The sequence below is a fragment of the Moorena sp. SIO3B2 genome (assembly GCF_010692525.1).
GTDB classification, from domain to species: domain Bacteria; phylum Cyanobacteriota; class Cyanobacteriia; order Cyanobacteriales; family Coleofasciculaceae; genus Moorena; species Moorena producens.
Map to the genome: position 1 here is coordinate 1 of NZ_JAAHHE010000748.1, position 1,944 is coordinate 1,944.

At 41.4% G+C, this 1,944-nt stretch carries 2 protein-coding genes; one reads left to right on the plus strand and one right to left on the minus strand.

Features of this window, described 5'->3' with window-relative positions; genetic code table 11:
- Window positions 1–308: 308 nt before the first annotated feature.
- Complete coding sequence (locus F6K38_RS44690) at window positions 309–1,640, plus strand: FAD-dependent oxidoreductase (RefSeq protein ID WP_287360501.1); 1,332 nt, start codon at window positions 309–311, stop codon at window positions 1,638–1,640.
- Between the two features lie 41 nt (window positions 1,641–1,681).
- Here the strand turns inward: F6K38_RS44690 and F6K38_RS44695 are convergent.
- Window positions 1,682–1,944: ABC transporter permease (locus tag F6K38_RS44695; RefSeq protein WP_502709659.1), on the minus strand; the 263-nt coding region annotated here is incomplete at its 5' end.

Sequence of the window (1,944 nt, forward strand, 5' to 3'; positions counted from 1 at the left end):
AACGACCTTCCGCTATTGCTACCATGACCCGAATTTTCTCTGGAGAGTTACAGTATTCTAATCTAGTAAACCGCGCTATTAGTCTCTTAGAAAGCTCCCTAACTTTTTGAGACTCCCTCGTTAAGCTGATGTGGAAGCCCTTGTTTAAAAACAGCTTCCACATCACATAACTTTTAATTATAATTAAAAGTTATGTATAGCATAAAAATAAATAGTTTTGTGTGACGAATATCAATGTATAACCTGGAAATTTAAGTAACTATCATGATGGATGAATAGTAAGAAAAAAATTTTATAAAATGGACTTTATGAAAACTGTAATCATTGTTGGTGCTGGACCCTGCGGACTATTAATGGCTCACTATTTGTTGCGACGTGACAGTAAATATTGCGTCGAGCTATATGACAAATGCCCTGATCCAAGACTTAATCCTGTGTCAACTGCTCGCTCCTACATTATTTCGTTAGGGTTTCGAGGACGAGCCGCCCTTCGTGAACTTGGTTTAGAATCCTTGGCAATAGAACGGGGAACCATGGCTTTGGGACAAGAAATCCATAATTCCCGTGGAGTCGTTCAATCTATTTCTCGAAAACAACCTCGACTCATGATCGAGCGCAATGTCCTCACCAATCTTCTTTTAGAAACCTTGACCAAACGCTATGATGCTAGTCGCCTAAAGATACACTTCAAACACGAATGTATATCTGTCGATCTAAAAGCAAAATCGGCTGTTTTTCAGTCAGCTTCAGGCTATCAACCATGCGCCTACGATCTTTTGATTGGGGCTGATGGGGTACGGTCTAAAGTCAGAAATATACTACACCATAAAACCGGTCTTGAAGTCAAGCTCCGCAAAAGTCCGATTGAGATTAAAGTCTTAACAGTCCGCTGTCCTGAGAATCACCCTGAGTTGACGTTAAATAGGGATAATGTTCATATTTATTATTTAGGAGCCGCAGGATTTCTTGCGTGTGGACCCAAACCTGATGGAACTTATAGTACTTTAGTTGGCTTTACTCGAGGGTATAATCCTTTAGCTAATATCTCATCGGCTTCAGAGGTTTTAACCTTCTTCAGAAAGTATATGGGGGATTTCAGTCAGTTGATATCACCCGAAGAAGTCGATGCTTTTGCCCAGAAGCCTTTCTTTGAAACAACAACGGTGAGGTGTAGTCGCTACCACTTTGGCAATAGTGTTTTGCTAGTGGGAGATGCCGCTCACGGCGTTTCAGCCATTATCGGCCAGGGATGCAGTGCGGCTCTCGAAGATGGTCTAGTGTTTAACCAACTGCTAGATGAATATGATGATAACTTAACCCAAGCTATCCCTAAATATAGCCAACGCCGTCGCCCCGATATGATCGCCCTAGAGCAAATAAGCCATAGCCTGTTTCCTTTACATGCTTTTCTAGTAAGTCTAATGTTGCTGAAGCACATTGTTGATCGCACACTCCATCGCTGGTTTCCCAAGTTTTGGGCTTCCTCTTTAGTGGATATGATATCAGAAACCACTATCCCCTACCGTAATATTTTGCACAGCCATTCCCGTTGGTTTAAAACGATCAATGCCTTAAATCAGCTAATTTTGCGGAGAGGGAAACGTTCATCTAAGCCCAAATCTATGCTAGAAAGTGCCTAACCTCTACTCTTAATCACAGGTTAAGTTCTCCCGAATTCAGGTTAATTATGATACTTTTGCCACTTAAAAATATACAAGCATAGGATAAACAATCCTACGGCTACTATCACCAGTAAAAGTAAGGGTTGCCACAACAGATCAAACCCAATTCCTTTTAGTAGAACACTACGCAGAATAAAGATGTAATAGCGCAGTGGATCTAGAAGGGTCAATCCTTGAAACAAAGGAGGCATGGCTTCAATGGGGGTGTAAGCTCCAGATAACTGCACTAGAGGCACATTAATAAAAAGCGTGGTCAGGAATG

What these genes read in the sequence shown, in the direction of transcription:
- F6K38_RS44690 (WP_287360501.1), top strand. Translation starts at nt 309, where the DNA reads ATGAAAACTGTAATCATTGTTGGTGCTGGACCCTGCGGACTATTAATG.